The 23,352-nt window shown below is 64.5% G+C and carries 22 protein-coding genes; 9 read left to right on the plus strand and 13 right to left on the minus strand.

Features of this window, described 5'->3' with window-relative positions; all coding sequences use genetic code 11:
- The first annotated feature begins 5 nt into the window (after positions 1 to 5).
- Complete coding sequence (mvaT, locus tag BLV15_RS21095; protein WP_090231697.1) at positions 6 to 389, plus strand: histone-like nucleoid-structuring protein MvaT; 384 nt, start codon at positions 6 to 8, stop codon at positions 387 to 389.
- A 69-nt stretch (positions 390 to 458) separates the two neighbouring features.
- Here the strand turns inward: mvaT and sbcB are convergent, their stop codons facing one another.
- A complete protein-coding gene (gene sbcB, locus BLV15_RS21100; protein WP_090231698.1) occupies positions 459 to 1,889 on the minus strand; it encodes an exodeoxyribonuclease I in 1,431 nt (476 codons plus the stop codon).
- 129 nt (positions 1,890 to 2,018) lie between these two features.
- Between sbcB and BLV15_RS21105 the strand changes: the two genes are divergently transcribed.
- Genes BLV15_RS21105 through BLV15_RS21130 form a run of 6 tightly spaced genes read left to right on the plus strand, consistent with a single transcriptional unit; the run spans position 2,019 to position 8,848 of the window.
- The gene (locus tag BLV15_RS21105) at positions 2,019 to 2,747 is read left to right on the plus strand and encodes an RDD family protein (protein ID WP_090231699.1); all 729 of its coding nucleotides are present in this window, start codon (positions 2,019 to 2,021) and stop codon (positions 2,745 to 2,747) included.
- Positions 2,744 to 3,721: a stage II sporulation protein M gene (locus tag BLV15_RS21110; protein ID WP_090231768.1), complete on the plus strand. Its 978-nt coding sequence runs from the start codon at positions 2,744 to 2,746 to the stop codon at positions 3,719 to 3,721. The genes BLV15_RS21105 and BLV15_RS21110 overlap by 4 nt, the downstream gene beginning before the upstream one ends.
- Positions 3,708 to 5,291, plus strand: a complete 1,584-nt coding sequence (locus BLV15_RS21115) for a DUF4129 domain-containing protein (protein WP_090231700.1) — start codon at positions 3,708 to 3,710, stop codon at positions 5,289 to 5,291. Before BLV15_RS21110 ends, BLV15_RS21115 begins: the two co-directional genes overlap by 14 nt.
- Positions 5,288 to 6,493 carry a DUF4350 domain-containing protein gene (locus BLV15_RS21120; RefSeq protein ID WP_090231701.1) on the plus strand — a complete coding sequence of 402 codons (1,206 nt, stop codon included), beginning with the start codon at positions 5,288 to 5,290 and terminating at the stop codon, positions 6,491 to 6,493. Before BLV15_RS21115 ends, BLV15_RS21120 begins: the two co-directional genes overlap by 4 nt.
- Positions 6,490 to 7,506 (plus strand): AAA family ATPase, encoded by a 1,017-nt coding sequence (locus BLV15_RS21125; protein ID WP_090231702.1) that lies wholly within the window; start codon positions 6,490 to 6,492, stop codon positions 7,504 to 7,506. The genes BLV15_RS21120 and BLV15_RS21125 overlap by 4 nt, the downstream gene beginning before the upstream one ends.
- 10 nt (positions 7,507 to 7,516) lie before the next feature.
- Positions 7,517 to 8,848: a DUF58 domain-containing protein gene (locus BLV15_RS21130; protein ID WP_090231703.1), complete on the plus strand. Its 1,332-nt coding sequence runs from the start codon at positions 7,517 to 7,519 to the stop codon at positions 8,846 to 8,848.
- Positions 8,849 to 8,884: 36 nt separating this feature from the next.
- Here BLV15_RS21130 and BLV15_RS21135 read toward each other — a convergent pair whose 3' ends face one another.
- The 3 genes from BLV15_RS21135 to BLV15_RS21145 all read right to left on the minus strand — a co-directional run bounded on the left by BLV15_RS21135 (position 8,885) and on the right by BLV15_RS21145 (position 10,142).
- On the minus strand, positions 8,885 to 9,247 hold the full coding sequence (locus tag BLV15_RS21135; RefSeq protein ID WP_090231704.1) for a PilZ domain-containing protein: 363 nt from the start codon (positions 9,245 to 9,247) through the stop codon (positions 8,885 to 8,887).
- Positions 9,248 to 9,309: 62 nt separating this feature from the next.
- The gene (locus BLV15_RS21140) at positions 9,310 to 9,732 is read right to left on the minus strand and encodes a DUF4124 domain-containing protein (protein ID WP_090231705.1); all 423 of its coding nucleotides are present in this window, start codon (positions 9,730 to 9,732) and stop codon (positions 9,310 to 9,312) included.
- A gap of 29 nt (positions 9,733 to 9,761) precedes the next feature.
- Entirely contained in the window at positions 9,762 to 10,142 is a 381-nt protein-coding gene (locus BLV15_RS21145) for a tetratricopeptide repeat protein (RefSeq protein ID WP_090231706.1), read from the minus strand.
- Between the two features lie 170 nt (positions 10,143 to 10,312).
- Here BLV15_RS21145 and pyk point away from each other — a divergent pair, with 170 nt between their 5' ends.
- Positions 10,313 to 11,764, plus strand: a complete 1,452-nt coding sequence (gene pyk / locus BLV15_RS21150; RefSeq protein ID WP_090231707.1) for a pyruvate kinase — start codon at positions 10,313 to 10,315, stop codon at positions 11,762 to 11,764.
- A gap of 60 nt (positions 11,765 to 11,824) precedes the next feature.
- Here the strand turns inward: pyk and BLV15_RS21155 are convergent, their stop codons facing one another.
- The 3 genes from BLV15_RS21155 to BLV15_RS21165 form a co-directional block, all read right to left on the minus strand.
- A complete protein-coding gene (locus BLV15_RS21155; RefSeq protein WP_090231708.1) occupies positions 11,825 to 12,598 on the minus strand; it encodes an enoyl-CoA hydratase-related protein in 774 nt (257 codons plus the stop codon).
- Between the two features lie 73 nt (positions 12,599 to 12,671).
- Complete coding sequence (locus tag BLV15_RS21160) at positions 12,672 to 13,607, minus strand: iron-sulfur-binding ferredoxin reductase (protein ID WP_090231709.1); 936 nt, start codon at positions 13,605 to 13,607, stop codon at positions 12,672 to 12,674.
- Complete coding sequence (locus tag BLV15_RS21165; protein WP_090231710.1) at positions 13,594 to 14,718, minus strand: GGDEF domain-containing protein; 1,125 nt, start codon at positions 14,716 to 14,718, stop codon at positions 13,594 to 13,596. The genes BLV15_RS21160 and BLV15_RS21165 overlap by 14 nt, the downstream gene beginning before the upstream one ends.
- Before the next feature lie 217 nt (positions 14,719 to 14,935).
- Between BLV15_RS21165 and BLV15_RS21170 the strand changes: the two genes are divergently transcribed.
- Positions 14,936 to 16,459 (plus strand): fumarate hydratase, encoded by a 1,524-nt coding sequence (locus BLV15_RS21170; RefSeq protein ID WP_090231711.1) that lies wholly within the window; start codon positions 14,936 to 14,938, stop codon positions 16,457 to 16,459.
- A 112-nt stretch (positions 16,460 to 16,571) separates the two neighbouring features.
- On the opposite strand, the gene BLV15_RS21175 is transcribed toward BLV15_RS21170, so the two are convergent.
- The 6 genes from BLV15_RS21175 to BLV15_RS21200 form a co-directional block, all read right to left on the minus strand.
- Complete coding sequence (locus BLV15_RS21175) at positions 16,572 to 16,889, minus strand: ComEA family DNA-binding protein (RefSeq protein ID WP_090231712.1); 318 nt, start codon at positions 16,887 to 16,889, stop codon at positions 16,572 to 16,574.
- 161 nt (positions 16,890 to 17,050) lie between these two features.
- Positions 17,051 to 19,045, minus strand: a complete 1,995-nt coding sequence (locus BLV15_RS21180) for a polysaccharide biosynthesis protein (protein ID WP_090231713.1) — start codon at positions 19,043 to 19,045, stop codon at positions 17,051 to 17,053.
- 76 nt (positions 19,046 to 19,121) lie between these two features.
- Positions 19,122 to 20,132, minus strand: a complete 1,011-nt coding sequence (locus BLV15_RS21185) for an MraY family glycosyltransferase (RefSeq protein ID WP_245728246.1) — start codon at positions 20,130 to 20,132, stop codon at positions 19,122 to 19,124.
- 90 nt (positions 20,133 to 20,222) lie between these two features.
- Complete coding sequence (locus BLV15_RS21190) at positions 20,223 to 21,182, minus strand: UDP-glucose 4-epimerase family protein (protein ID WP_090231715.1); 960 nt, start codon at positions 21,180 to 21,182, stop codon at positions 20,223 to 20,225.
- A gap of 15 nt (positions 21,183 to 21,197) precedes the next feature.
- Positions 21,198 to 22,325: a non-hydrolyzing UDP-N-acetylglucosamine 2-epimerase gene (gene wecB, locus BLV15_RS21195; protein ID WP_090231716.1), complete on the minus strand. Its 1,128-nt coding sequence runs from the start codon at positions 22,323 to 22,325 to the stop codon at positions 21,198 to 21,200.
- The gene (locus tag BLV15_RS21200; protein WP_090231717.1) at positions 22,318 to 23,328 is read right to left on the minus strand and encodes a polysaccharide biosynthesis protein; all 1,011 of its coding nucleotides are present in this window, start codon (positions 23,326 to 23,328) and stop codon (positions 22,318 to 22,320) included. Before BLV15_RS21200 ends, wecB begins: the two co-directional genes overlap by 8 nt.
- Between the last annotated feature and the right edge of the window lie 24 nt (positions 23,329 to 23,352).

Here is a 23,352-nt window from a genome sequence, read left to right on the forward strand (position 1 = left end):
AGCCAATGTCGCTGATCAATGAGTACCGCGCCACGGAAGAAGCCATCAAAGAACTTCAGGAGCGCCTGAAGAATCTGTCGCAAGACGACAAACTGCAGAAGGAGTTGGAGTTCGAAGGCAAACTGCGCGCACTCATGGGCGAATACTCCAAGTCGCTGCGCGACATCGTTGCCCTGCTCGACCCGGACGCCCGCCAGTCCAAGGCACCGCGCGCCAGCAAGGCGACCGGCACCGGCACCACCAAGCGCGCGCGCAAGGTCAAGCAGTACAAGAACCCGAACACCGGTGAAGTCATCGAAACCAAAGGTGGCAACCACAAGACGCTGAAAGAGTGGAAAGCCAAGTGGGGTTCGGATGTAGTCGAAGGCTGGTCGAGCTTTCTCGGTTGATTGAACGCCAATAAAAAACGCCGGCAATTGCCGGCGTTTTTTATTGGTCCGTTTTTTCCGCAACGCCTTTCACAATCCCCAGCGCACACGCAGGGCCTGCGCATAATCCTGCCACTCACGTAACAGAGACTGTTGTTCCGGGCTGGCGGTTGCCTGCAACTCGCGCAGTGCCTGGTCGAACGCCGGCAGCGTATTAGGTGCGCCGAACTCGGGTGCGCTCAGCCGGGCCCGACAGAACTCCGCCCAGCGCTGTTGTTCTTCGCCGGACAAGGTTTCGACAAAGTTGCGCGCGCGATATCGGAACAACAATTCCGGCAGCCGCGGGTCGTCGAACGGCCAGTTTTCCCGCGCCAGCAGCTGCGGATCGGCGCGACGCACGCGCTCGCACAACTGGCGGTCGCGATCGCCGATGAAACCGTCGTAGAGCATCTGTTCGGGATCGTCGCCGGACGGGAACGACTCCTCCGCATACACCAGCGGCAGCTTGTCTCGCCACAGCGACTGCTGCTCGCGCAGCAGCGCGGCGCGCGCCAGGCAGGCCTCGAGGTCCACGCCGAGGCGCTCGCGGTCGCTGTCGCGCAGGACCTTGAGCGGCGCCAGCACCGGGCACTTGTTGACGTGCACCAGCTTCAGCGGAACCGGCGACTCGCCCTCGGCCAACTGGTCGCGACGCCGATAGAGGCGCTGGCGCAGGGCCTCGCCGTCGAGCTCGAGCAGCGGCAGGTGGTCGGCCTGCAAGTCGCAGACGATCAGTGCGTTGCGGTTCTTCGGATGCCAGGCCAATGGCAGCACGACGGCCAGGTAGCTGCGTTCCGCGGCGAAGCGCCCGGAGACATGCACCAGCGGCTGCAACAGCTGGATCTGTTCGTGCACGCGCTGCTTGCCGCGCAACTGGTAGAGGAAGTCGTAGAGCTTCGGCTGGCGCTCGCGGATCAGCCGCGCCAGGGCGATGGTCGCGCGCACGTCGGCCAGCGCGTCGTGGGCCTGGCCATGGTGGATGCCGTTGGCGGCGGTGAGCCGTTCGAGCTTGAGCGTCACCCGGCCGTCCTCCCGCGGCCATTGGATGCCTTCGGGACGCAACGCGTAGGCGGTGCGCACCAGATCGATCAGGTCCCAGCGGCTGTTGCCACCCTGCCACTCACGGGCATAAGGGTCGAAGAAATTGCGGTAAAGGCCATTGCGCGTGACCTCGTCGTCGAAGCGCAGGCTGTTGTAGCCGGCGACGCAGGTTCCGGGAAGCGAGAGCTCGCGGTGCAGACGGGTGATGAACTCGGCTTCGCCCAGACCCTTTTCCCGCAGCACCGATGGCGTGATTCCGGTGATCAGGCACGCCGCAGGGTGCGGCAAGATGTCTTCGCTGGGGCGGCAGTAGAGATTCAGCGGCTCGTCGATCTCCACCAGCGCTTCGTCGGTGCGGATGCCGGCCACCTGCAGCGGGCGGTCTCGGCGCGTGTCGATGCCAGTGGTTTCGTAGTCGTACCAGAAGATGCTGGAGCTCACGGAGTCTTCCTTGTGGGGGGCGCGTCGCGAGTCTAGCACCGCCGCGCCAGAGCCTCGCCGGTGCGTCATGCTTGCCGGGCACCACGCCGGGTCGCTAGCATGCCCCAGCCTCTCCGCCCTGGTTCACCGATGCCCTCGACCGCCGTCCGCCACGCCCCTCCGGCCCCGCCTACCGCGCCCCTGGATACCCGGCTGCGCATCGAGACGCCCGAAGGCATCGACCTCATCCTGCGCCCTGCCAGCCTGGTGCCACGCGCCCTGGCCTTCACCATCGACCTCGCCATCCGCGGGCTGATCCTCGGCGTGATGTTCGTCCTGCTGTTCACCCTCGGCCAGTTCGGCATGGGCCTTGGGGCGATCCTGATGTTCCTCGTCACCTGGTGGTACATGGTGCTGTTCGAGGTGCTCAACCAGGGCCGCTCGCCGGGCAAGCAGATCATCGGCCTGCGCGTGGTCCACGACGATGGCACCCCGGTCGGCTGGGGTGCCTCGCTGACCCGCAACCTGTTGCGCTTCGCCGACATCCTGCCGTTCGGCTACACCCTCGGCATCCTCAGTTGCCTGAACAGCCGGGGTTTCAAGCGCCTCGGCGACATCGCCGCCGGCACCCTGGTGATCTACCGCGACCGCTCCGCCGAACGCCCGCCGCTGGCCGCGGCCGAACCGCTGCGTGCGCCCTTCGCGATGAACCTGGAAGAACAGCGCGCGCTGCTGGAGTTCGCCGAACGCCAGGGCGGCCTGTCCGCGGCCCGACGTACCGAGCTGGCGGCGATCCTCGCCGAGCCGCTCGGCGTGTCGCCGGAACAGGCCGAGGCGCGGATCAACGGCATTGCCCACGGCCTGTTGGGTTCGGCATGAAGCAGAGCCTGTTCGAAAGCCACTACCAGGCCGAATGGCAGTGCTTCGCCGCCCGGCTCGACGCGCTCGAGCGCGGCAAGGCCACGCGCGAGGACTGCCAGGGTTTCGCCGCCGCCTACCGGCAGCTCTGCCAGCAGCTCGCCCTGGCCCAGACCCGCGGCTACAGCCCGCACCTGATCGAGCAGCTGCAACAGCTGGCGATGCGTGGGCACCAGCAGTTCTATCGCCACCGCAGCCAGCTCGGCGCCCGCCTGCTGAGTTTTCTGTTCGGCGGATTCCCGCGCCTGGTGCGTGCCGAGTGGCGCAGCGTGGCGCTGGCCTTCGGGCTTTTCTTCGGCAGCCTGATCGGCATGGGCCTGCTGACCTATTTCTATCCCGAGCTGATCTACAGCCTGATGGACCCGGACCAGGTACAGAACATGGAGTCGATGTACGACCCGGACGCGCACCGCCTGGGGCGCTTCGGCGAACGTGGCTCCAGCGACGACTGGGCGATGTTCGGGTTCTACATCATGAACAACATCGGCATCGCCTTTCAGACGTTCGCCAGCGGCCTGCTGCTCGGCCTCGGCAGCCTGTTCTTCCTGCTCTTCAATGGGCTGACCATCGGAGCGGTGGCCGGACACCTGACCGAGATCGGCTATATCCACACCTTCTGGTCGTTCGTCATCGGCCACGGCGCTTTCGAGCTGACCGCCATCGCCTTCTCCGGCGCCGCCGGGCTCAAACTCGGCTGGGCGCTGCTGGCGCCGGGTCGACTGACCCGCGGCGAGGCGCTGCGCCAGGCCGCCCGCACCAGCGTGCAACTGGTCGGCGGGGTGATCCTGTTCCTGCTGATCGCGGCGTTCATCGAGGCCTACTGGTCGTCGATGACCTACACCACGCCGACCGTCAAATATGCGGTCGGCGCCGCGCTCTGGGCGCTGGTGCTCGCTTATTTCCTGCTGGTCGGACGCCGCCATGCGCCTGACTGACGCCAGCGTAGCGATCCGTCCGCGCAGCGCCTGGGAGGCGCTGGACCTCGGCGTGCTGCTGGCGCGCCGCCACGCCGGCCTGCTGATGGCCAGCTGGGCGCTGATCAGCCTGCCGGTGCTGGCGCTGCTCACGGCGCTGCTGTGGGAGTACCCGAGCTGGGCGATGTTCGTCTTCTGGCTGCTCAAGCCGGCGTTCGAGCGCCTGCCCCTGTACATCCTCTCGCGCGCCTTGTTCGGCGACACGCCAACCCTCGGCCAGGCGCTGCGCGCCTTCCCGCGCCTGCTCAAGCCGCAACTGATCGCCAGCCTGACCTGGCGCCGGCTGAGCCCGACGCGCAGCTTCGACCTGCCGGTGCTGCAACTCGAAGGGCTTTCCGGCGCCGCGCGCAATCAGCGCCTGGTGGTCCTCGGCCAGCGCGATACCGGCGCGGCGAGCTGGCTGACCATCGTCGGCGTTCACCTGGAAATGGCCCTCTGGCTCGGCCTGGTCACCGCCCTCTATATGGTGTTGCCGCAACAGATGAGCATCGATCTGGACTGGCAGAAGCTGATCTCCCCCGACGCCGGGAACTGGCTGTGGCTCGATCACCTGTCCAACCTGCTCTACGCGCTGGCGCTGATCGTCTGGGAGCCGGTGTACGTCGCCTGCGGCTTCAGCCTCTACCTGAACCGCCGCACGGCGCTGGAAGCCTGGGACATCGAACTGGTGTTCCGCCGCATTCGCCAGCGGCTCGGCGGTGTCGCCTACGCGCTGCTGGTCGGCCTGGGCCTGCTGCTGGTGCAGCCGATGGAGCGCAGCTGGGCGCAAGACACACCCGCGGCCATCTGCCCGCTGCCGGAGGCCGACCCACTGGGGCCAGACGCCGATCGCCTGCAGCAACAGACGCTGACCAGCAAGGCCAGCCGCGCGGCGATCGGCCAGTTGCTCGATGCGCCGCCCTTCGAGAACCGCCAGACCGTCACCCGCTGGCGCTTTGGCGACGACCCGCAGAAGGACGTCGACCGCGGCGACGTCGAGTCGCTTGGGCAGTTGCTCAGGGGCCTGTTCCACCTCGCGGAGTTCTGGAAGAGCATCGACGGCATCGCACTGTTCTTCGAGGTGCTGCTGTGGGCCGCGCTGTTCGGGCTGATCGGCCTGTTGCTGTGGCGCTACCGCGAATGGCTGACGCTGTTCGCCACGGGGCGCGAAAAACGACAACGCGTCGCGCGGGAGCGCCCGGCCGTGCTGTTCGGCCTGCAAGTGACGCCGGAAAGCCTGCCCGACGACATCGCCGGCAGCGTGGAGCGCCTCTGGGACGAACAGCCGCGTGAAGCCTTGGGCCTGCTCTACCGCGCGCTGCTCAGCCGCCTGCTGGGCGAGTTCCGTCTGCCGCTGAAAAGCGCGCACACCGAGGGCGAAGTGCTGCAACTGGTTGAGGAACTCTATCAGGACGACCTCAGCGCCTACGCGAGCCGCCTGACCCGCCATTGGCAGAACCTCGCCTACGGCCACCGGCCCCCGCCCCTCTCCAGCCGCGACGAGCTGTGCCAGGGCTGGCGGCAGCTGTTCGGGCACGGAGTGCCGCGATGAAACGGCGGCCGCTGTTCTACCTGCTGTCGGCGACCGTGCTGGTGCTCGGCCTGCTGGCGATCTACCTGCTCGGGCGGGTCACGACTTATCAGGAAGAAGTCAAACAGGGGCCGGCTCCGGAAGTCGCCGCCAATCCCTACCTCGCCGCCGAAAATTTCCTTCGCGGGCGTGGCCTGCAGGTACAGCGCGCCGATGGCCTGGAACGGCTGGCGGACCTGCCCAGCGTCGGGCAGACCCTGCTGCTGCTCGGCGAGCGCGACCGCATCACGCCGCGGCAGAACGAACGGCTGCTGGAATGGGCAGCCAGGGGCGGACACCTGCTGGTGGTCGCCGAGCGCCTGTACGACGAGGACAAGGGTGAGAGCGGCGACCTGCTGCTGGATCGCCTGGGCATCCAGCAACTGCGCAGCAAGGACCTGGAGAAGCCGGCCGAGGACGCCGCGCCCGATGAGGCCGATCCCGAGCAGGAAGCGGAATCCGACGACGCCGATGCCTATCCGGAGCTGACCAAGCTCTACCTGGAGAATGAAAAGGCGCCCGCCTACATCGGCTTCGACACCGACTTCCACCTGTACGACTCGCAGAACCGCGCCCACGCCTGGGCCAACAGCGCCCGGACCACGCACCTGCTGCAGTTGCAGTACGGCGAAGGGCTGATCAGCGTGGTCACCGACGCGTGGATCTGGCAGAACGGCAAGATCGGCGAGTACGACAACGCCTGGCTGCTCTGGTACCTGACCCAGGACAGCGCCGTCACCCTGCTCTACCGCGCCGATCGCGACAACCTCGCCAGCCTGCTCGGCAGGTATTTCCCGGAGGCGCTGGCCGCCTTCGCGCTGCTGCTCGCCCTGGGCCTCTGGCACGTCGGCCAGCGCAGTGGCCCGCTGCAACCGCTGCCCGCGCTATCGCGCCGGCAATTGCAGGAGCACCTGCGCGGCAGTGCCGATTTCCTGCTCCGACGCAGCGGCCAGCGCACCCTGCTGCAGGACTTGCAACAGGATATCCAGCGCCGCGCGCGCCGCCGTCATCCCGGCTTCGAACGTCTCGGCGTCGCCGAACAGTGGCAGACGCTCGGCCGACTCAGTCGCCTGCCGCCCGGCCACGTCAGCCAGGCGATGCGTCCGGTGCCGGACAAACGCCTCTCCGCCGCCGATTTCACCCGCCAGGTAGCCCACCTGCAAACCCTCAGGAATGCCCTATGAGCGATCAGGAACAACCCAGCGCAACGCCCGCCGCCAGCGGCTCCAGCCCTGAAGTGCAGCGCCAGCGCGCGATCCAGCTGGCCCAGGCGCTGCGCCACGAACTGCAGAAGGCCGTGATCGGCCAGCGCGAGGTGATCGACGACGTGCTCACCGCGCTGATCGCCGGCGGCCACGTGCTCGTCGAGGGCGTTCCCGGCCTCGGCAAGACCCTGCTGGTGCGGGCGCTGGCGCGCTGCTTCGGCGGCGAATTCTCGCGCATCCAGTTCACCCCCGACCTGATGCCCAGCGACGTCACCGGCCACGCCGTCTACGACCTCGCCAGCGAGCAGTTCAAGTTGCGCAAGGGCCCGGTGTTCACCCACTTGCTGCTGGCCGACGAGATCAACCGCGCGCCCGCCAAGACCCAGGCGGCACTGCTGGAAGTCATGCAGGAACGCCAGGTGACCCTCGAAGGCCGCGCGCTGCCGGTGCCGCAGCCGTTCATGGTGCTGGCCACGCAGAACCCGATCGAGCAGGAAGGCACCTATCCGCTGCCCGAGGCCGAGCTGGACCGCTTCATGCTCAAGCTGCGCATGGATTATCCGGACGCCGGCGAAGAACTGGAGATGGTCCGCCAGGTGACCCGCTCGGCCCGCGCCGACATGCTCGAGGTCACGCCGCTGCGCACCCTGCTGCAAGCCAAGGACGTGCTCGCCCTGCAGAAGATCGCCAGCGACCTGCCGTTCGACGAGCAGGTGCTCGATTACGCCGTGCGCCTGGGCCGCGCCACCCGCAACTGGCCGGGCCTGAGCCTGGGCGCCGGGCCGCGCGCCTCGCTCGCGCTGGTGCGCGGCGCGCGAGCCCGTGCGCTGCTGCGCGGCGGCGAGTTCGTCATTCCGGACGATGTGAAGGGCTGCGCCCTGGCCGTGCTGCGCCACCGCGTGCGGCTGTCGCCGGAGCTGGAGATCGAAGGGCTGTCGGTCGACCAGGTCCTCCTGCAACTGCTCGAACAGGTTCCGGCCCCGCGCCTATGAGCACCTCACGATGAAACCTTCGCGCAGGCTGCTGGCGCTCGTCGCCACGCTCTTCGCCGCCGCCCTGCTGCTCGGCGCGCTGGATGCGCTTGGCGTGACAATGCCGGCGCCGCTGCATCGGCTCTGGTGGGGTGCGTTGCTGGCGCTGTGCGCCTTCGCCGCGGTCGACGCCTGGCGCCTGCGCCGCATCCCTTCGCCGCGTCTGCAACGGCGCCTGCCGGGCAACCTGCCCTTGGGCCGCAGCGAGGAAGTGCGTCTGGAACTGGCGCACGATCATGCGCGGCCGCTGCGGGTCGAGGTCTTCGATCACGTGCCGGACGGATTGGCCTTCGAGGCGCTGCCGCAGACCGTCGAGCTGCGCCCGGGCGAAACCAGCTCATTCGGCTATCGCCTGCGCCCACGGGTACGCGGGCATTTCAGCTTCGTCCGCTGCGAGCTCGGCGTGCCCAGCCCGCTCGGCCTGTGGCGCGCCCGGCGCCTGCTGGCGCTACCCGGCGAGACCCGCGTCTACCCGGATTTCGCCCGTCTCTATGGCGCCCAACTGATGGCGGTGGACGACTGGCTGAGCCAGCTCGGCGTTCGCCAGCGCCCGCGTCGCGGTTTGGGACAGGAATTCCACCAGCTGCGCGAATTCCGCGACGGCGACACCCTGCGGCAGATCGACTGGAAAGCCACCGCGCGCAAGCGCCTGCCGATTGCCCGCGAATACCAGGACGAGCGCGACCAGCAGATCATCTTCCTGCTCGACTGCGGCCGACGCATGCGCAGCCAGGACGACGAGCTGGCGCACTTCGATCACGCGCTGAACGCCTGCCTGCTGCTCAGCTACGTGGCGCTGCGCCAGGGCGACGCGGTGGGCCTGGCGACCTTCGCCAGCGAGCACGACCGCCACGTCGCGCCGGCCAAGGGCCATGCGCAGCTCAGCGTGCTGCTCAACGCGGTGTACGACCTCGCCAGCAGCCAGCGCCCGGCGGACTATGCGGCGGCGGTCAGCCAGTTGCTCGCCCGCCAGCGCCGCCGCGCCCTGGTGGTACTGGTCAGTAATCTGCGCGACGAGGACGACGAGGAACTGCTCGGCGCGCTCAAGCGCCTCGGCCGCCAGCATCGGGTGCTGGTCGCCAGTATGCGCGAGGAGGTGCTCGATCGCCTGCGGCAGACACCGGTTCGGGGCTACGACGATGCCCTCGCCTACTGCGGCACGCTCAACTACCTGAATGCCCGTGGCGGGCTGCATGATCGTCTCGCCGCCAACGGACTGCCGATCCTCGACGCACGCCCGGGCGAACTCGGTCCGGAACTGGTCGGGCGGTATCTGGCGTGGAAAAAGGCGGGCGTTCTGTAGAGCGGGGATGGCGCCCATCCGTGGGCGCGTGGGGCGTCACTGCGGCGACGTCACCTTGGGGCTGAAAGCGAAGTACTGGCGCAGCACCTGGACCAGCTCGACATACTCGGCCGGCGGCGCCACCAGGGAAAAGCCCGAATCGTAGCTTCCCGGCGTAGCGTCTTCCTGGCTCCACTGGCAGGTCGCATAGAAGTCGACGAAATGAATCTGCCCGTCCTGGCCGGGAATCTTCAGGCGCATGTCGAAGCGCGCATCGGTCAGCATCGGCCACTCGCTGATGAGCATCAGCCCATCGACCGAGACATTGCCCAGGTAGCCCATCGGTTTATCGGTATGCCGGTTGAACACCTTCAGGTAGTACGGCAACTGATGGCGCTCGATTCGAGACGGTAGACGCATGATGGCTTATCGCTATGAATGTGGGTCGAGTATGGTCCGAGTTCACGGTCGCTGAACAGCCGTCAGGCGCAGTCCGCTGCCAGCCGCGCGTCGATTTTGCGACGGGCGGTACTCAACTGCTCGTCGCTGTAGAACACCCGCTCGCCTTTGTCGTCGCGGTAGTAGAGCTTCCTGCCGCTGTTCAGCGTACCGAGGTTGCTGCGCAGCGCGCGGCAGCGCTCATTGCGGCTCGACTGCTTCTGCTGCGCCTCGACGGCCGTCTTCGCCTGCTCCTCGCGCCGCGCCCCGAAGAAGCGCTCGGTGCGTTCCTCACGCGCCTGCGTGGCGGCGTCGCGCTCGATCACCTGCGGGCGCACATCGACCTTTTGCGCGCCGGCCGGCGGCCGTTCCCCGTAATGCAGCGTGCCCTTGGCGTCCGTCCAGCGGTAGATCTCCGCGGTGGCCAGCAGAGGCAGCAGGATCAGGAGAAGCCACCAGTGACGCATGCTCGGTCATCCGTTACGGGCCAAAAGGATCAATGCGGCGGCGGTGCCGGAATCGGCTTGGCGGGCACCGTCGGCCGAGCTTGACCCAACTGGTCGAGGGTTTCCAGCCGTGCCCGCGCCCGATAGGCGTATTCGCTGGTCGGGTAGCGGCTGATGATGAACTGGTAGGTCTGCGCCGCATCGACGAACAGGCTCTGGCGCTCCAGGCATTGCCCGCGCAGCAGGGATATCTCCGGCTGCAGGTAGTTGCGCGAGCGGCTCTTGCGCTCGGCCTGGGACAACTCGAGCATGACCTGCTCGCAGTCGCCCTCGTCGTAGGCGCGGTACGCGTTGTTCAGATGGTGGTCCAGGGTAAAGCGGGTGCAACCCGCGACTCCGGCAAGCAACGCCAGGGCGATCAGACATCTCATGGGCAATCTCCTCCGATGGGCAGCGTATCGGCGTGGCGGGGGATTTCTGCAGGGAATGCGCCGCATCATTTCGTCGGTTGCCGGACGCGGGCAACGTAGTGCACGCGAACAATGACTACACCGCCCCAGCATAGTAGCCTCGAAACTTGCCTGAACCACGGAGCTACTGCATGACCTCGCGCCGCACCAAGATCGTCGCCACCCTCGGCCCGGCCAGCAACTCGCCGGAAGTGATCGAACAGCTGATTCTCGCCGGGCTCGACGTCGCCCGCCTGAACTTCTCCCACGGCACGCCCGACGAGCACAAGGCGCGGGCCGCGTTGATCCGCAGTATCGCCGCCCGGCACGGTCGTTTCGTCGCCCTGCTCGGTGACCTTCAGGGGCCGAAGATCCGCATCGCCAAGTTCGCCAACAAGCGCATCGAGCTCAAGGAAGGCGACAGCTTCCGCTTCTCCGTCACCTTCCCGCGTGACGCCGGAACCCAGGACGTGGTCGGCATCGACTACCCGGACCTGGTCAAGGACTGCGATGTCGGCGACGAGCTGCTGCTCGACGACGGCCGCGTGGTTATGCGTGTGGAAGGCAAGAACGACGAGGAACTGCACTGCCGCGTTCTGATCGGCGGCCCGCTGTCCGACCACAAGGGCATCAACCGTCGCGGTGGCGGCCTGACCGCCCCGGCCCTGACCGAGAAGGACAAGGCCGACATCAAGCTGGCTGCCGAAATGGACCTGGACTACCTTGCCGTGTCCTTCCCGCGTGACGCGGCGGACATGGAATACGCCCGCAAGCTGCGCGACGAATCCGGCGGCACCGCCTGGCTGGTGGCGAAGATCGAACGCGCCGAAGCAGTAGCCGACGACGAGACCCTGGACGCGCTGATCCGCGCCAGCGACGCGGTGATGGTCGCCCGTGGCGACCTCGGCGTGGAAGTCGGCGACGCCGAACTGGTCGGCATCCAGAAGAAAATCATCCTGCACGCGCGCCGCTTCAACAAGGCGGTGATCACCGCCACGCAGATGATGGAATCGATGATCTCCAGCCCGATGCCGACCCGCGCGGAAGTTTCCGACGTGGCCAACGCCGTGCTCGACTACACCGACGCGGTGATGCTCTCCGCGGAAAGCGCCGCCGGCTCCTACCCGGTGGAAGCGGTGAAGGCGATGGCGCGCATCTGCCTGGGCGCCGAGAAGCAGCCGACCAGCCAGAAGTCCAGCCATCGCCTGGGCCACACCTTCAGCCGCTGCGACGAAAGCATCGCCCTGGCGGCGATGTTCACCGCCAACCACTTCCCCGGCGTGAAGGCGATCATCAGCCTCACGGAAAGCGGTTTCACCCCGCTGATCATGTCGCGCATCCGCTCCGCGGTGCCGATCTTCGCCTTCTGCCCGAGCCGAGAAACCCAGGCACGGGTGGCGCTGTTCCGCGGCGTCTACACCATCCCCTTCGACCCCACCACGCCACGCACCGAAAGCCTCAGCCAGGCGGCGGTCAACGAACTGCTGCAGCGCGGCCTGGTGGAACAGGGCGACTGGGTGCTGCTGACCAAGGGCGACAGCTACCACACCATCGGCGGCACCAACACGATGAAGCTGCTGCACGTCGGTGAAGCGCTGGTTTGACGCCCGCGCGCAGGAACGAAAAAGCCGCTCGATGAGCGGCTTTTTCATGTCCGGGCGAGATCAGGCGAAGCGCGAAAAATCGGGCTCGCGGCGTTGCATGAAGGCGCTCAACGCTTCCGCGGCTTCGGGCGAGCGCAGTCGCTGACCGAACAGCGCGCCTTCCTCTTCGATCACCCGCCGCAGCTCCTCACGCCCCGGCGCGCGCATCAGCCGCTTGGCGTCGGCCACCGCCGACGGCGCCAGCCGGCCGAAGCGCAGCGCCATTTCCCGGGCCTTGTCCAGCGTCGCCTGCCCGCTGCCCAGCGCTTGGTTGGCGATGCCCCACTGGGCCGCCTGCTCGCCACTGAAGCTCTCGCCGAGCATCAACAGTTGCGTCGCCCGGGCGTGCCCGAGCAGGCGTGGGAGAATCAGGCTGGAGCCGAATTCCGGGCACAGGCCGAGGTTGACGAAGGGCATGCGCAACATCGCATCGCGGCTGACGTAGACCAGATCGCAGTGCAGCAGCAGCGTGGTGCCGATGCCGACGGCTGGCCCGGCGACCGCGGCCACCACCGGCTTCTTCAGCTCGAAGAGCGCACTCATGAAACTGAACACCGCGCTGTCCAGGCCGCTCGGCGGTGCCTGGATGAAATCGGCGAGGTCGTTGCCGCTGGTGAAGCAGGCCTCGCCCCCGGAAATCAGCACCGCACGGATCGCCGGATCGGCATCCGCGGCCTCGAGCTCCTCGGCCAGGCGCGAGTACATGGCGCGGGTCAGCGCATTCTTCTTGTCGGGGCGATTGAGCTGCAGGCTCAGCAATCCCGAATTGCGGTCGGCAAGAACGTGATCGGACATGGTGGCTCCGGGTGCCGAAGGCCCATCGAAACCCGCGTCCAGGGTGGAAGGAGGTCAGCGTTCGACAGGCACTTCAGGCACGTGGCAGGAAGACGTCGGCCAGCAGGTTGGAACGGGGAATGCCGGCCAGGTAAAGCGCTCGGGCGAAATCCTCCACGCGCGCAGGCTGGCCGCAGAGTAAGGCGACGGTTCGCCGCGGAACAAGGCGGAATCCGGCCAAAACACGCGGCAACTCGGCCGCCGTGACCAGCTCGACGCTCAGCTGCGGATGCTCCGCGGCGAGCTCGCCTAGCTCCTGCGCCAGGTAGTGGGCGTGGACGTCCCGGGCCAGGTGGACCAGCTTGATCGGGCCCGTGTGCCCCTGGCGCAGCGCCTCGCGCAACACGCCCCAGAGCGGCGCGAGCCCCGTGCCGCTGGCCAGGATGAGCAACGGACGTTCGCTCCAGTCCGGGTCGTAGTGCAGGGCTCCACCGCGTACCTCGCCGATGCGCAGCGCATCGCCCACTCGCAGGGCGCGCGCCGCATCGCTGAAGGCACCCGGCTCGCGGCAATCCAGGTGAAACTCCAGCGCGCCGTCGCCCGGCAGGCTGGCGAAGGAATAGGGTCGCGAGGTGCCACCGGCATCGAACAGCTGCACATGCTGCCCGGGCTGATAAGCCAAGGGACGCGAAGGCTGAAGGCGCAGGCGAAGCACATCCGCCGGGCGCCAGTCGACCTGCAGCACCTGAGCGGCCACCGCGTCGACAGCGGGATCGAACACTTCGACACGCAGGTCGCCGACCACCCGGCACTGGCACGACAGCCGCCAGCCGGCGGCGCGGCGGGCGTCATCCAGCGCGCCGGGCAACGCGTCCTCCACCTCCCCGGCGACGCAGCGCACCATGCAGGCGTGGCAACTGCCCGCGCGGCAGCTGTAGGGCACGCGGACTCCGGCGCGGTTCAGGGCATCGAGCAGGTTGCTTCCCGCCGCCACCGACCACTGCCGGTCGCGGACCTCAAGACGTGGCATCGACACGCGTCCAGTTCGCCTCGCAACGGTTGCGCCCGCCGCGCTTGGCCCGGTACAGCGCCTGATCGGCACGCTGCAACGCGTCGTCCAGTTCATCGCCAGGCTGCAGCAGGGTCATGCCGATGGACAGGCTCAGGCCGCTGACGTCGGCATCGGCCAGTTCGATGCGCGAGAAACCGTCGCGCAGGCGCTCGCAGCACAGCAGAACCTGCTCGGCATCGCTGTTGGGCAGCAGCAGCACGAACTCCTCGCCGCCATAGCGGGCCAGCACATCGCGATCCCGCAGGTTGGCGCGGGCCATGCTGGCGAACTGCTGCAGCACCCGGTCGCCCACGGCGTGGCCATGCTGATCGTTGATGCGCTTGAAGTGATCGAGGTCGATCAGCGCCATGCCATGCTGGCGGCCGGCGGACAGGTTGCTCAGCTCGCGATCGGCAAGGCGCAGGAAATGCCGGCGGTTGTAGAGGCTGGTGAGTTCATCGGTGGACGCCAGGTTCTCCAGCTGACGCATCATCCCGCGCAGCGTGTCCTGGTGCGCTTGCAGGGCGAAGCGCCGCTGGCGCATGCGCTCGCGCAACTGCTGCACGTAGTTGGCGATCAGGCTCAACCAGCCGAACACCAGGAACAGCACGCACAGCTGCAGCACCATCGACGACGACAGAGCGCCACCGGCGAGATAGACCTCGAGCCCGGTCACTCCGGCGAAGCAGAGGAATGCGAACGCGGCACAGCCGACGAAGCGCAGCGGGCGCAATTGGAAGATACCGAACAGCAGAATCACGACGTAGAACACCAGCAGCGTGCCGCGACCCTCCGCCATCTGGAAGATGAAGAAGGTATGCCAGGCCGTGGCCACCAGGACTTGGGTCTCGGTGAGGCTCGGGTCATCGAAGCGAAGGTTCAGGTCAAAGCGGAACAGCAGGAAAAAGGCGAACTGGCTGAGGATCACCAACAGGGAGCTGACCACCAGCACGGTCATCGATGAGCGGTACAGCCCGAGGCCCATGCCCAGCCAGGTCAGCGCCAGAACCAGGCCGTAGGTCGCCGCGGCGATTCCGAATCGCCGAAGAAAAAGCCCTTGTAAATCATACCACTTGGACTCGGAAGTCATCTGCTCACGGGCTCCATCCCATACTAGCAAGTGGCCGCCAATGTACCTGCCCACCCCGAGCCTTGCCTAGCGAAGGCGACGAAGGCCAGGGGCGATAGCGACTGTCGACAGCCGGACGTGCGCGGTATACTGCCGCGCCCTTTGCACCGCACCCGCGCGCCAGCATGCAGGCCGGCGCCACAATGATGTTCCCGACGTTCATAGAGGAGCGCGCCCCGTGACCCTGATCAAGCAAGACGACCTGATACAGAGCGTTGCCGACGCTTTGCAGTTCATTTCCTATTACCACCCCGTCGACTTCATCCAAGCCATGCACGAGGCGTACCTGCGCGAAGAGTCGCCGGCGGCCCGCGACTCGATGGCGCAGATCCTGATCAACTCGCGCATGTGCGCCACGGGGCATCGTCCGATCTGCCAGGACACCGGCATCGTCACCGTTTTCGTCAAGGTCGGCATGGACGTACGCTGGGATGGCGCCACCCTGAGCCTCGACGACATGATCAACGAGGGCGTGCGGCGCGCCTACAACCTGCCGGAAAACGTCCTGCGTGCCTCCATCCTTGCTGACCCGGCAGGCGCCCGGAAGAACACCAAGGACAACACGCCGGCGGTCATCCACTACTCCATCGTTCCCGGCAATACCGTGGAAGTTGACGTGGCGGCCAAGGGCGGCGGCTCCGAGAACAAGTCGAAGATGGCCATGCTCAACCCGTCCGACTCCATCGTCGACTGGGTGCTGAAGACCGTGCCAACCATGGGTGCAGGCTGGTGTCCGCCGGGCATGCTCGGCATCGGCATCGGCGGCACCGCGGAAAAGGCGGCGGTGATGGCGAAGGAAGTCCTGATGGACGAGATCGACATCCACGAGCTGAAAGCCCGCGGCCCGCAGAACAAGATCGAAGAGATGCGCCTGGAGCTGTTCGAGAAGGTCAACCAGTTGGGCATCGGCGCCCAGGGCCTGGGCGGCCTGACCACCGTGCTCGACGTGAAGATCATGGATTACCCGACCCACGCCGCGTCCTTGCCGGTGTGCATGATCCCCAACTGCGCCGCTACCCGTCACGCCCACTTCATTCTCGACGGCTCCGGCCCGGCCGAGCTGGAAGCGCCGTCGCTGGACGCCTACCCGGAAATCGTCTGGGAAGCCGGCCCGAGCGCGCGCCGGGTCAACCTCGACACCCTCACGCCCGAGGAAGTGCAAAGCTGGAAGCCGGGCGAAACCGTGCTGCTCAACGGCAAGATGCTCACCGGCCGCGACGCCGCGCACAAGCGCATGGTCGACATGCTGAACAAAGGCGAGCAACTGCCAGTGGACCTCAAGGGCCGCTTCATCTACTACGTCGGCCCGGTCGATCCGGTTGGCGACGAAGTGGTTGGCCCGGCAGGCCCGACCACGGCGACGCGGATGGACAAGTTCACCCGGCAGATCCTCGAACAGACCGGCCTTCTGGGCATGATCGGCAAGTCCGAGCGCGGCCCGATCGCCATCGATGCGATCCGCGACAACAAGGCGGTGTACCTGATGGCCGTGGGCGGTGCCGCCTACCTGGTCGCCCAAGCGATCAAGAAGTCCAAGGTCCTGGCTTTCGCCGAGCTGGGCATGGAAGCGATCTACGAGTTCGAGGTGAAGGACATGCCGGTAACCGTGGCGGTCGACACCAAGGGTGAGTCGGTACACATCACCGGTCCGGCGATCTGGCAGAAGAAGATCGCCGAGAGCCTGGCGGTGGAAGTGCAGTAATTTCCTCGCAAATATGAAAAGCCCGGCCAATGCCGGGCTTTTTCATATTCGTCACCTACAAAAAGAGCGTGCATAAAAAAGCCGATCTCTCGATCGGCTTTTTTTCGCCCGATTACAGGCTCAACTTGCTCCGGTTCTTGTCCAGCGTGGCCGCGCCGATGCCTTTCACTTCGAGCAACTCGTCCACCGAAGCGAACGGGCCGTGTGCCTCGCGGTATGCGACGATCGCCTTGGCCTTGACCAGCCCGATCCCCGACAACTCGCGCTGCAGGGTTTCGGCGTCGGCGGTATTCAGGTTCACCGAGGCGACCTTGGCGGCCTGCTCCACCACGGGCTTGTCGACGGCAGGCTTGGCCGGTTCAGCGGCGAGAAGGGAAAAAGACAGTGAAGTCAGTGTGGCGAGGGACAGGGCAGAAAGCCATTTGCGCATGTGTGTAACTCCTTATGAAATGCGATGGTGCGGTACATCCATAACCGCTGGCTAAAAGTAGCCCACGCACTTTTCGCGTCAATTGGAGTTACGGCTTAATCCCGGTTATGGCGTGCGTGAAAACGACGCAGGAGCGAACTTCCACGCACGCATGCAATGCCTCAAGGCTCGCTCTTACGCTTCTGATGGATCCAATCGACGATCTCGCCTTCCGGCGCATAGCCACTGACGGTCTCCCTGAGAATCTGCCGGACGCGGTCATAGTCGTCAGCGTCCACCGCCGCGAGCAGGTTCGAGAGCACGCCCTTGAAGGCCTCCCACGGCAACCACTCCTCGTTGGCGCGCATGATCATCGGATGGTCGGTGGGTGTGACCCCCTCGGCTCCGATCAGCAGTTCCTCGTAGAGTTTCTCGCCGGGACGAAGGCCGGTGAACTCGATGGCGATGTCGCCATTGGGATTGCTCTCCGAGCGAACGCTCATGCCTGCCAGACGAATCATCTTCTCCGCCAGATCGACGATCTTCACCGGCCAGCCCATGTCCAGGACGAACACGTCGCCGCCCTGCCCCATCGAGCCGGCCTGGATGACCAGCTGCGCCGCTTCCGGAATGGTCATGAAGTAACGGGTGATATTGGGGTGCGTGACGGTCACCGGGCCGCCCTTGCGAATCTGCTCGTAGAAGCGCGGAATCACCGACCCCGACGAGCCCAGCACGTTGCCGAAGCGAACCATGGTGAAGCGCGTCTTGTTGACGTGGTGAACCGAGGGCTCCGCCTGGAATAGCAATGGCGCACTCTCACGGCTCAGGGCCTGCAGCACCATCTCCGCCAGGCGTTTCGAACTGCCCATGACGTTGGTCGGTCGCACCGCCTTGTCGGTGGAGATCAGCACGAAGTTCTCGACACCCGCCTTCAACGCGGCCTGCGCGGTGTACAGCGAGCCCATCACATTGTTCAGCACGCCCTCGGCAATGTTGTGCTCGACCATCGGCACATGCTTGTAGGCGGCGGCGTGATAGACGGTGTTCACCTGCCAGGTGCGCATCACATCCTTGAGCCGCTCGCGATCCCGCACCGAGCCGAGTATTGGCACCAGTCGCAACGGCAGCGACTCCCGGCGGATTCGTTCCTCGAGTTCGCTGTGAATGCTGTAGAGGTTGAACTCGCTGTGCTCGAACAGCAGCAGCGTGGTCGGTGCATTGAGCAGGATCTGCCGGCACAGCTCCGAACCGATCGACCCGCCCGCCCCGGTAACCATCACGACCTGCCGACGAATGCAGCGCTCGAAGAGCGCCTGGCGGGGAGGAACGACTTCGCGGCCGAGCAGGTCGGCGATATCCACCTCCTGGATATCGTCGACCTTCACCCGCCCGCTGGCCAAATCCATGAAGCCGGGCACGCTACGCACGTGCAAGGGATGCTTTTCAAGAAGCACGAGCACCTCGCGACGGCGCATCCGCGAGGCGGAAGGAATCGCCAGAAGGATTTCCTGAGCGCCGGTGTCGTTGATCATCTGTTCGATGTGCTTGGGTTTGTAGACCTTCAATCCGGAGATGATCCGCGTGGCGATACTGTCATCGTCGTCGATGAAAGCCACCGGCCTCATCGACTGGCCCATGCGCAGCGCACTGACCAGTTGGTTACCCGCTGCACCGGCACCGTAGATGGCAACGCGTGTAAGACGATCGTCATGCTTGAGAAACGGCAGTTGCTGGCGCGCGATGTACCAGTCACCCAGGAAATACTGGCGCATCGTCAAGCGCAGCCCACCGATCAGCAGGAGGCTGATCCACCAGTAGTTGAACACGATGGAGCGCGGTACGACGTTGAGCGGGACCCGATACCAGTAGAAGACCAGGGCAAAGACCAGGGCCGAAAGCGTCACCGCCTTGAATATGGTGATGAGCGCGTCGTTACCCAGATAGCGCATCACCGCGCGGTACATTCCCAGGCGGACGAAGATTGGAATGGAAACCATCGGTGCGATGGCGAACAGCCAGAAATGCTCGCCCAGCGGATCTACCCGATCGTCCAACCCAAGGCGCACCACGAATGCCGCCCATAGCGCGAGCCAGACCAGCAGCACATCGGCGCCTACTTGCACGAGTCGCTTGTAGCGGCGGGGCATCTTTACCAGAAAATTGCGAACACTCATCGGCGGTCCCACTATCAGCGTCGAAATCGACCCTGCTCCTTTCAATAACAATCGCTCATCAACCCTGAACAAGCGCTCAGCCGGCTTCCCGCTTTCCCGCATCGAAACGCACGGCAAGAAGCATCAATGGAACATAGGCGAGCAACAGCCCCACGCTCCCCTCCAGATATTGCAACGCCACCAGCAGTGCAACGGGGAATAGCCAGACGGTATTGATGACAAGCACCGCCAGCGTGACCGGCTTATGACCGAATCGACGCGATGCATGCTGGTAGGCGTGGCTGCGATGCGCCTGGTAAAGCCTGTCGCCACGAAGCAGTCGGCGAGCCAGTGTCCAAGTGGCATCGACGATGAAGACTCCCAGCAGGATCAACCAGCTCCATAGCAGCGGCGGTGAAGCCCACGCGGCCTGCAGGGAAAGCCCCCCCAGTATCACGCCTAGAAATCCACTCCCGGCGTCCCCCATGAAGATACGGGCCGGCGGGAAGTTCCAGAACAGGAAGCCCGTGACTGCAGCGGCCAGCAGCAGGGGCGGCAAGGCCAGCGCCGGCTCACCCCGTACGCCGTAAAGCAAGGCACCACCCAGGCAAACGCAAATTGCCTCGACACTGGCTATACCGTCGATGCCGTCCATGAAATTGTAGAGATTCAGCAGCCACACCAGGTAAACGGTTGCCAGCACATGGCCGATCCAGCCCAGTTCCAGGGTCCTTCCGAAGAAAGAAAGGGCCGGCAGGCCACCCAACCAGAACAGCATCCAGGCCGCCCCGGCGAAATGCCCCAGCAAGCGCCAACGGGCCGCGATATGCCCGTGGTCATCAATGAAACCCAGCACCGCGATGCCGACGCCAGCACCCAGCAGCGCCCACATCGAGCGTAGGTCGACGGCGTCGACAAGCGCAAAAACCGGCAGAGCCAACAGGAAGCTGAGCACAATAGCCACACCGCCACCCCGAGGTGTGGGTACCGAGTGGGAGCTGCGGGCATTGGGAATATCCATGATGCTGCGCACCAGCGCATAACGGCGCAGCACCCAGGTCAGAAAAAAAGAAAAGCCGGTAAATACCGGTAGCAACCAGATCAACACCTGTGGTCCCTCAACCATTCCGTAGGCCTTCAACGCCCGGCCCAGAGCACAGGAGCAAGTTCGTTACCCTCTCCGGCCTTGCCGAAACGCTCATCCCCTTTGCGCCAAGTAATGCTCGGCGGTTCTGCGCAGCGCCTCATGCACACTTACCGGTGGCGTCCAACCCAGAAGCTCGCGGGTCTTCGAAATATCCACCTGCAGCGACCCGCAAAGCCGCTGGGCAACGGCGCCTTTTCCGAGCAGCGTGGCCCCAGCCCTGAGCAACGGGGCCGGAACAGGCAGCAATCGTGCTGGCTTGCCCAACGCCCGGCCCATACGCTGCAACAGTTCGGTCGTGGAAAGATCCTCCGCGTCGCTGACCAGAAACGTCTGGTTGGCGGCATTGGGGTGATCGATGCAGGTTACGATCAGATCGACCAGATTATCCAACGCCACCAGGCTGCGACTGTTGTGGATGGCTCCGAGCGGCAGCGGAACGCCCTTGCTCAGCCAGCTCATCATGCTGCGGAAATTCGCTTTGACACCCGGGCCGTAGACTAAAACGGGACGGATAATCACGACCTCCATACCTGTTTCAGAGGCCAATGCGCGCAACCCCTGTTCGGCCTCCATTTTTGATATGCCATAGGGGTCAAGCGGTGCGGGAGGGCTATCGGCAAGGTATGGCTTGCCCGACTCGGTCCCCTCACCGTTCACCTTGACCGAGCTGATAAAGATGAAACGACGGACTCCGGCGCGCGCGGCCTGCTCAGCGAGGTTCAACGTTCCGTTCACATTGACCTGACGAAACTCGGCGAGTGGATCGGAAGAGGTGTCACGCATGACGTGCACCCGCGCAGCGCAGTGGACAACGGCGTCAATCCTCTCCAGTGCGCCTCGCCAGTCGGTATCCGCCCCTATCTCGCCGACCCGGAAGATCGCCGCATGCGTAGGAAGCCCTACCGAGGAATCACGCACCACCGCGACGGTTTCCACGCCGACCTCGGCGGACATTCTTTCCAGCAATCCACGGCCAACAAAACCCGTGGAGCCGGTCAACAAAATGCGCATTTATCTCAGGACCGCTTAGGCTTTCGACCAGACGGTCCGGTTTATGTAGTCGGTGTAGCTGAGCACGACCCTGACGACCTTCTTCGATACCGATCCCGCTTCATAGTCTTTAATCCTGGAAATCACGCGCACGCCCCGCTCATGTTGACGGGTCACCACCCGCACCGCGTCCAGCACACGATCCTTTTTCAGGCCGCTCATGATCAGAGTACCTTCGTCCATACCCTCGGGACGCTCGTGCGTGCTGCGCAGGGTGACCGCGGGGAGATTCAGCAACGACGCCTCCTCCGTGATAGTCCCGCTATCAGAAAGCACACAAAAGGCCGACATCTGCAGCTTGATGTAATCCAGTAAACCGAAAGGCTTCACAAAGCGGATCAGCGGGTGATCCAGCGGTTCGTTCAACGCCTCCAATCGTTTTCGGGTACGAGGGTGCGTGGAAACGATAACGGGGTACTGATACGTTTCAGCCAGCGCGCGGAGGGTTTCCAGCAGATCCCGCAGATTCTCGGGTGTATCGACGTTTTCTTCCCGGTGAGTACTGACGATGAAGAACGCGCCCTCCTCCAGGCCCTCGCGTTGCAGCACATCCGAGGCCTCGATCCTCGGCATGTAGTATTCCAGCACCTCCTCCATGTGCGAACCCGTTTTGATGATGGTTTCCGGGCGAATGCCTTCGGCGATCAGGTAACGGCGCGCATGCTCCGTCAGTACCATATTGATATCGCTCAGATGATCGAGAACCTTGCGGTTCAACTCTTCCGGCACACGCTGATCGAAACAGCGGTTTCCTGCCTCCATGTGGAACACCGGGATCTTCCGACGCTTGGCGGCAATGACCGCCAGGCAGGTGTTGGTGTCGCCATACAGCAAGAGCGCGTCGGGATTCTCCAACTCGAACACCGCATCTGCCTTGGCGATCACCTCGGCGATGGTCTTCGCTGCGGTGTCGCCCGCTGCGCCCAGAAAATGGTCTGGCTTGCGAATTTTCAGGTCATCAAAAAAAACCTGATTCAATTCGTAATCGTAGTTTTGCCCAGAGTGCACCAGCACGTGGTGAACCTGTTTATCCAACTCGGCGATCACCCGGCTCATCTTGATCAGCTCCGGACGGGTGCCGAGCAGTGTCATCACCTTAAGCATCGAGCTGCTCCTGAATGTAATCCAGCTTGAGCAGTACATCCTTGATGCCCTGAATGTTCAAACGCTCGGTGTTGTGCGAGGTGTAGTCGTCCAGCTCGGAAATATGTTGCTCGCCTTCGACGAAAAATTTCTTGTAGTTGAGGTCGCGGTTATCCGCCGGAATCCGGTAATAGCGGCTCATGTCTTCGGCCTTGGCCATTTCCTCACGGGAAATCAGTGACTCATATAATTTTTCACCGTGACGAGTACCGATGATCTTTATAGGGTTATCACGCGAAAATAGCTCTTTTAGCGCCTGTGCCAAGTCCGCCACTGTAGAAGCGGGTGCTTTCTGAACAAATATATCGCCCTGTTCTGCATGTTCGAAGGCATGCAGGACCAAGTCCACGGAGTCTTCCAGCGACATCAGGAAGCGCGTCATGTTCGGATCGGTAACAGTCAGCGGCTCGCCCGCCTTCAACTGACTAATGAACAGTGGGATCACAGAGCCACGCGAAGCCATCACATTACCGTAGCGTGTAGCGCAGATAACCGGACCGGAAGATGGAATCATCCGCGACTTGGCAACCATGAGCTTTTCCGCCATGGCCTTTGAAATGCCCATCGCATTGATCGGGTACACAGCTTTATCCGTACTGAGCACTACCACCCTCTTGGCACCGGTGGCGATTGCAGCGTTGAGTACATTTTCCGTACCTAAGACATTGGTACGAACCGCTTCCATCGGGTAGAACTCACACGACGGCACCTGTTTCAGAGCCGCTGCGTGAAATATATAGTCAACACCTACCATAGCCTGGGAAACGCTGTCGTAATCGCGCACGTCCCCTATGTAGAACTTGAGTTTATCGTTCGCCAAGGCGATACGCATGTCCTCTTGCTTCTTTTCATCCCGACTGAAAACCCTTATTTCCCTGACATTGGTATCAAGGAATCGCTTCAGCACAGTATTTCCGAACGAACCCGTGCCGCCCGTAATCATTAAAACCTTGTCATTGAACATAAAAGGCACATACCTTCAGGAAAA

Source organism: Pseudomonas kuykendallii (assembly GCF_900106975.1).
Lineage (GTDB): Bacteria > Pseudomonadota > Gammaproteobacteria > Pseudomonadales > Pseudomonadaceae > Pseudomonas_O > Pseudomonas_O kuykendallii.